This window comes from Mesorhizobium loti CJ3sym, assembly GCF_000472785.1.
Taxonomy (GTDB): domain Bacteria; phylum Pseudomonadota; class Alphaproteobacteria; order Rhizobiales; family Rhizobiaceae; genus Mesorhizobium; species Mesorhizobium loti_E.
The window spans coordinates 255,894-262,254 of sequence record NZ_AXAL01000011.1; the positions used below are offsets into that span (position 1 = coordinate 255,894).

A 6,361-nucleotide genomic window follows, 5' to 3' on the forward strand; every position below is an offset into this window, starting at 1 on the left:
CGCCTTTCGACTTTTGCCACCACCCGCAACCCACAGGAGACCACCCCATGTTCAGCATGACACGCCGCACACTGCTTGGATCAGCCGCCGCCGCCGCCGCTTTCGGCCTTGCCGGCAAGCTTGAATTCACCCGCCCCGCTCTCGCAGGGCTGCTGGTGGAGCCGACCGTTGGCTTCTACAAATACACGGTCGGCGACATCGAGGTGACCGCCATCTACGACGGCATCTGGAAGAAGCCGCATGACCCGGCCTTCATCAAGGATGTCTCGGTCGACGACACCAAGGCAGCGCTCGCCAAGGCGGGACTGACCACCGACTTCATGCCCATTCCGCTCACCGTCGTGGTGCTGAAGATGGGCGGCAAACTGATCATGATGGATGCGGGCTCGGGCGTCGGCCAGTGGCAGACCAACGCCACGCATCTGCCGGCCAACATGGCCGCCGCCGGCATCGACTACAAGGCGATCGACACCATCATGATCTCGCATTTTCACCCCGACCATGTCTGGGGCCTGATGGAGAAGGGCACCAACGCACCGGTGTTCCCCAATGCCGAACTGGTCGTCAACGCCACCGAGTATAACTGGTGGACCGATCCGAGCCGGCTGGCCAAGCTGCCGGAAGGGCGCAAGCCGGCGGGGAAACGCATCGCCGAGAACTTCCCGAAATGGAAGAACTGGAAGCTGGTTCAGGACGGCGACGAAGTGGCGCCCGGCATCCAGATCATCGCGGCCCCCGGCCACACACCAGGCCATTCGGTGTACCTCGCCAACTCAGGCAAGGAGCAGCTGATGATCTCGGCCGACACCATGTATGTGCCAGCCCTTCTCGCGCCGCATCCGGAGTGGCAGGGCAGCTACGACCAGGATGGGCCGACGGCCATCACCACGCGCCACAAGATCATCGACCGGGTGATCGCGGACAACATCCGCATTTCCGGTTCGCACTTCCCGTTCCCCGGCACCGGCGTCTTCGTGAAAGACGGCAGCGCCTACGGCTTCACCCCAGTTCAAATTTAAGACCGTTTGGAAACTCTACTCTGGCGGCCATCTGAAGGCGTTTTCTGCGCTTCCGGTGCTCACGGACCCGAACGTCCGCTGCGCTCCGGTTCTCGAAACCACCATCATATGACTCGCCAGAGCGAATTTCGAAACGGTCTCTCAACGCTAGCACTCAACCCAAGCGAGAAAGACAATGAAACAATCCTATCTGGGCAAACACGCCCTTTACGGGCTGCTCGGCGCCATTGCCGTGCTGACCGTGGTTCCCGTCGCGACCATCATGCCGGCCTATGCGGTTGACGACATCGAGGGCGCCGACGCGCCCGACCTGACCGCCGTCCAGGCCAAGATCGCGGCCAAGGACTACAAGGGCGCGCTGGCCGATCTGCGTGAGCTGGCGCAGGACAACCAGCAGGCCGACGTCTACAATCTGCTCGGCTTCACGCTGCGCAAGACCGGCGACTTCACCACCGCGCTGACCTACTACAACAAGGCGCTGGAGCTGAAGCCAGACCACAAGGCGGCCCGCGAATATCTGGGCGAACTCTATGTCGAGACCGGCGACATGGACAAGGCCAAGGAACAGCTGGCGTCGCTGCAGAAACTATGCCCCGCCGGCTGCGACGAGCTTGCCGACCTGCAGAAGGCCATCGACACCAAGGTGACGCAGTAAGGCGCGCAATTTCCCCCTCACCCGGATTGCCAAGACCGAATTGCGAAAAGCAATTCGGGGCAATCCGACCTCTCCCCGAGGGGAGAGGAGGTGCCGGCGCCCGCGCCAGTCTCTTCTCCCCGTCGGGGAGAAGGTGGACGCGAAGCGGCCGGATGAGGGGGCCTTGGCGCTGACCCAACCCATTAACACCTCGGGCGCTGATGGCTTGCGCCCATTGCCGGAGCCGGCGCCTCTCCCTCAGACCGGCTCCGGCCTTTTCGAACAACCGACATCGCAGCGCCATTCGCGCGCGCCGGACCGGCGCGTGGCGCCTGCCTGTGCCCAAAAATTGGAGGCTGACCCATGACACTCACCGAAATCGACGCGAAGCTCACCGGCCTCGCCGCGAAATACCACATCAGGGATGTGACCCTGCTTGCCGGCCGCCTGCTGATGTCCTTCATCTTCCTGCATGAGGGCGTGACGCTGACCATCCATTTCGACGGCGCCGCCAAGGCGATGGCCGCGCAAGGCGTCGGCCTGCCGCTGTTTGTCGCCACCATCGCGTTGCAGCTGGGGGCAGGGCTCTCGGTGGCGTCTGGCGTGCTGACGCGGCTGGGCGCCATCGGGCTCGGCTGCTTTTGCCTGGCAACCGCCACGCTGTTCCACACCAACTTCGCCAGCCAGAGCGAGCTGTTGAATTTCGAAAAGGATCTGGCGATCGCCGGCGGCATGTTCGTGCTGGCCGTCGCCGGCGCCGGGCGGATCTCGCTGGACTGGCTGATCGCCTGCTATCTCAGGCAACGCCAGCGCGACAAGGAGATGGTGGCGGCACTGCTGGCGGTGGAGAACGACTTCATGCTGGAAGTGCGGCTGCCGGTTTGAGGTGCGGCGAGGTGGCCAATCCTGCACCGTAGCGCCCTACGGCGCCCCCCTCTGCCCTGCCGGCCATCTCCCCCTCTAGTGGGGAGATTGGCTGTCATCACGGCTTTCGCCAATCTCCGAAGTTGTAAAGCTGGCGGGGCGCCGAAGCTGCCAATCTCCCCCCTCGAGGGGGAGATGTCCGGCAGGACAGAGGGGGGCGTCGTAGGGCGCCAACCCCGCCCAGTCCCACCCACTCCACCAATCACGCAAATTTTTTGGATCAATCCCACCAACTCGGCGTTCATCCCTCACACAAGGGAGAAACCGACATGACCGACGACCGCAACGACAAGATCCGTGACCGTGCCTACGCCATCTGGCAACGCGAAGGCGGGGCGCATGGAGACCACGATCGCCACTGGCACCAGGCCGCGATGGAGATCGACAGGGAAGCCGCCTTGCCGCTGACTGCCGACGACGCGCTGCCTGAAACCCGTGAGATCGCCAGCACCGACGTGCTGGAGGTCGAGCAACTGGCCGTGCGCACCGGCATTTCAGGGGACGAGGCGCAGGAGCTGATCGACCGCCTGGGCAGCGAACGCGCCGCGACGGAGCAAGCCGCCCGCAGCCTCAAGACCAGGCGCAAATCCTGAGCTGGTCTAACTGGGGAGAGCGAGATGATCCGCAAACTGAAAGGTGGAAAATACCGGCTTTATTCGCGCAAGAAGGATGAGAAGACCGGGAAGCGGCGCAACCTCGGCACGTTCGATAACCGCGAAGCGGCGGAGAAGCATGAGCGCGAGGTGCAGTATTTCAAGCGGCATTGATTGAGCGGTTGTCGGTGGCGATCGTTATGCGCCGCATGCTGCCGTGATTGGCTTCATCTCAACCCGCCGGCGATCACGCCTGCTTCAGGCGGCCTACGCCATGCCAGCCAGACGGCGGAGCACCGACTCGGCCTCATCAGTCATGCGCCGGACGATCTCGCTTGCAGGCAGAACCTCGTCGATATTGCCCGCACTTTGCCCCGCCGTCAGGCATGCCTGCTCTATCTCGCCGTCGAAATCGGGCGTCGGCAGGATGGCGCTGTAACGCGGCAGAGGGATTGTCTGGCCGTTGAGGATGGTTGTGCCGATTACCTGCCCTTCCGCATCCTTGATGGCCTGGGCTTCCCGCCCAAGTGCTGCACGTGCGCCGTCATTGACAATGACCCGCATGTTCTGACCGGGCCATTCGGGGCCGTAGATGGACAGGATCGCCGTATCACCGACATCGGCGGCCAGCACATGGCCCTTGTAGGCCTCGTGCGCTTCGGCCTCGTGCGAAGCGAGGAAGCGGCTGCCGCACCAGACGGCATCGGCGCCGAGAGCGAGTGCTGCGGCCATGGTCGTGCCATCGACTATGCCGCCCGCGGCAAGCAGTGGCAGGTCGCGGAAGCGTCGGCGGATGCGGGGAAAGAGCGTCATGGTGGATGCTTCCGCCCGATTGTGGCCGCCGGCCTCGGCACCCTGGACGATGAGAGCTTCGGCGCCGAGGGCGACCGCTTGCTCGGCTTCGGCAACGCGCCCAACCTGCATCCAGACCTTGATGCCGGCCTGCTTCAGCCGTCCGACTTGCTCCAAGCCAGGCATGGTCCAAAAGAAGATTGCCAGCGCGACCTGCTCCTCGACGAGAACCGATATGTGTTCTTCGGTGACGAAGTCACCGATCAGGTCGACGCCGAAGGGCCGCTTGGTCAATGCCCTGGTCTTGCCGATGAGCTCGCGCAGGATCTGGGGCGGGTTGATGTCGCAGGCGATCGTGCCAAGCCCACCGGCTTCACAGACAGCGGCCGCGAGGGCTGGACGGGCGATCATCGCCATGCCTGCATTGACGATTGGCGTCGCAAGTCCAAAGTCGCGGGTGATGGATGTCGAAATCATGGTCTGTATCCTCTGATTTGATCTGGACTGCGCATGTCGCGCCGTCCCGGCTTTGATCGTCATGGCGACATGGCGATCGAAGGGGTTTCCAAAGCGCCGGGTTGGCCGAGCGCGGCCCGCGCCATGGTCAGGACCGAAAGCCCGGTATTGACCGAGAAGACATCCACCTTGACCTCGCCAAGACCCATGGCGCCAAGCCGCTGTTCATGCTTTCTGCGATATCGGTTCGCCGCCGCAGCCGCCTCGAACAGATAGATGCCCCCGGCCTGGCCGGTCTCACGGTTTTCCAGCCAGATCTTCCAGACCAGCCCGTCCTCGTGGGCGATGTCACTGGCCAACTCTTGCGAGGCTTGCGCCAGTTCCTCTCCCCAAGGCCCGGGGAAAGGAAAGCGAAACAGCAGCGCGACCGGCATGTCAGCACGCCTCGCAATGCGATCGCGAGGGACGGGTGTCTGGCCACCGACCCCGGTTTCCGGTTCGTTCATGATCTTTTTCCCTTTCCCGCGGCGGCTGCCCTTCTCGATGCGACCTTGGTATACTGAGCGGTTCGATGAGGTCATGATGAGCCGATGAGTAATCGATGAGAACCTTGCCCCGTGATCTCGGTACGATCGCCGACCTGATGCGGGAAGGACGCCGTTCCGCATTGGCGGGGCGGGATGCGGAATTGCGGCTGCTGCGTCAGGTTACGGCTCCGGAAGGGCCGGTCGTCATCTACCTTCATGGCGCCGCCGGCATAGGCAAGACGGCACTCGTTTCGGCGCTCGAAGCTGTCCTCGAGGAGGACGGTGTCCGTTGGCTCAAGATCGCGGCGGGGTCGGTGGAACCCACCCCGTCGACGATCCTGGCCGCAATGGGCCGGGCGCTTGGCAGTGATGTCGTCAAGACGGTGGCCGATCTGGTGGATATGCTGGCCGGCACCACGGAGATCACGGTGGTGATGATCGACGATGTCGATACCTGGCGCTTGGCGAGTTCATGGCTGCGGGCCGAGCTTCTGCCTGCCCTTCCGGCAAGCACGCGTTTCGTATTGGCAGGCGCAGCCGTTCCGCCGCCGGCCTGGTCGTCGGACTACGGGCGCTATTTCGTCGACATCAAGCTTGGCGCGCTGCCGAAATCCAACAGCGATGCGATGGTGGCTGCAGCGGGCCTCTTGCCGGAGACAGCCGAACGCATCTGGGCCTTGACCGCTGGTCATCCTCTTGGCCTGAACATGGCGATCCACGCCGCGCGGACCGGTTCGCTCGGCACGGCACGCGACGCCGGCGAACTCGCCAACGCCATCCTGCACCACATTGGTGATAACAGGTTGCGACGGGCTGTCGAAGCATGCGCCATGGTTCGTCGCGCAAACCGGGCCCTTGTGTCGGCCATTCTGGAAACCGACGAGCCGGTGGAGCTTTCACTGCTCGAGGCTGTCGAAGCGCTGCCATTCGCGACGCGCGACGCGGAAGGCATCTATATCGCCGAGCCGGTGCGGCGGGCCATCGTCGATTGGCTCTCCGGCGTCGAAGCCGAACGCTATCAATCGTGGCGCAAGATCGCGGCTGACTGGATCGTCAAACACCTTCGCAGTTCGGGACGCTCCGGGCGATGGCGGCATATGGCCGATCTTCTGCACCTGCTGGAACAGCCTGCGCTTCGCAATGCGTTTTTTCCTCCGGAAGTGGAAGCGCCGCCTGTCGAGGCGGCGCGCGCGGATGATTTCAGCCAAATTCTGGACATCGTCGATCTCCGCGACGGCGCGGATGAGCGCACACGTATCGAGGCATGGATCCAGCGCTTGCCGCATCGGTTTTCCGTAGCACGAGGACCCGGCGGTGAAGTGCTGGCTTTCTACCTGTTCACGCGCCAGGACGATCCGCACGACGGGCTCGGCGCACTCGACCCTCTGTTTGCCACGTGGCAGCTTCATCTCGCTG

At 63.7% G+C, this 6,361-nt stretch carries 8 protein-coding genes; 6 read left to right on the forward strand and 2 right to left on the reverse strand.

Annotated elements, in window-relative coordinates:
- Window positions 1-47: 47 nt before the first annotated feature.
- From A3A9_RS0117610 to A3A9_RS45230, 5 genes are all read left to right on the forward strand, one after another.
- Entirely contained in the window at window positions 48-1,019 is a 972-nt protein-coding gene (locus tag A3A9_RS0117610) for an MBL fold metallo-hydrolase (RefSeq protein WP_027059949.1), read from the forward strand.
- A 175-nt stretch (window positions 1,020-1,194) separates the two neighbouring features.
- A complete protein-coding gene (locus A3A9_RS0117615) occupies window positions 1,195-1,674 on the forward strand; it encodes a tetratricopeptide repeat protein (RefSeq protein ID WP_033838623.1) in 480 nt (159 codons plus the stop codon).
- A gap of 342 nt (window positions 1,675-2,016) precedes the next feature.
- A complete protein-coding gene (locus tag A3A9_RS0117620) occupies window positions 2,017-2,538 on the forward strand; it encodes a DoxX family protein (protein WP_027059951.1) in 522 nt (173 codons plus the stop codon).
- A 308-nt stretch (window positions 2,539-2,846) separates the two neighbouring features.
- On the forward strand, window positions 2,847-3,170 hold the full coding sequence (locus A3A9_RS0117625) for a DUF2934 domain-containing protein (RefSeq protein WP_027059952.1): 324 nt from the start codon (window positions 2,847-2,849) through the stop codon (window positions 3,168-3,170).
- A 24-nt stretch (window positions 3,171-3,194) separates the two neighbouring features.
- On the forward strand, window positions 3,195-3,344 hold the full coding sequence (locus tag A3A9_RS45230) for a hypothetical protein (RefSeq protein ID WP_152536126.1): 150 nt from the start codon (window positions 3,195-3,197) through the stop codon (window positions 3,342-3,344).
- 93 nt (window positions 3,345-3,437) lie between these two features.
- On the opposite strand, the gene A3A9_RS0117635 is transcribed toward A3A9_RS45230, so the two are convergent.
- Both A3A9_RS0117635 and A3A9_RS39055 read right to left on the reverse strand, forming a co-directional pair.
- Window positions 3,438-4,439 (reverse strand): NAD(P)H-dependent flavin oxidoreductase, encoded by a 1,002-nt coding sequence (locus A3A9_RS0117635; protein ID WP_027059953.1) that lies wholly within the window; start codon window positions 4,437-4,439, stop codon window positions 3,438-3,440.
- Between the two features lie 59 nt (window positions 4,440-4,498).
- Window positions 4,499-4,924 (reverse strand): monooxygenase, encoded by a 426-nt coding sequence (locus A3A9_RS39055; protein WP_202596388.1) that lies wholly within the window; start codon window positions 4,922-4,924, stop codon window positions 4,499-4,501.
- Window positions 4,925-5,019: 95 nt separating this feature from the next.
- On the opposite strand from A3A9_RS39055, the gene A3A9_RS0117645 reads away from it, so the two are divergent.
- A partial coding sequence (locus A3A9_RS0117645; RefSeq protein ID WP_027059954.1) for an ATP-binding protein occupies window positions 5,020-6,361 on the forward strand: 1,342 nt, incomplete at its 3' end.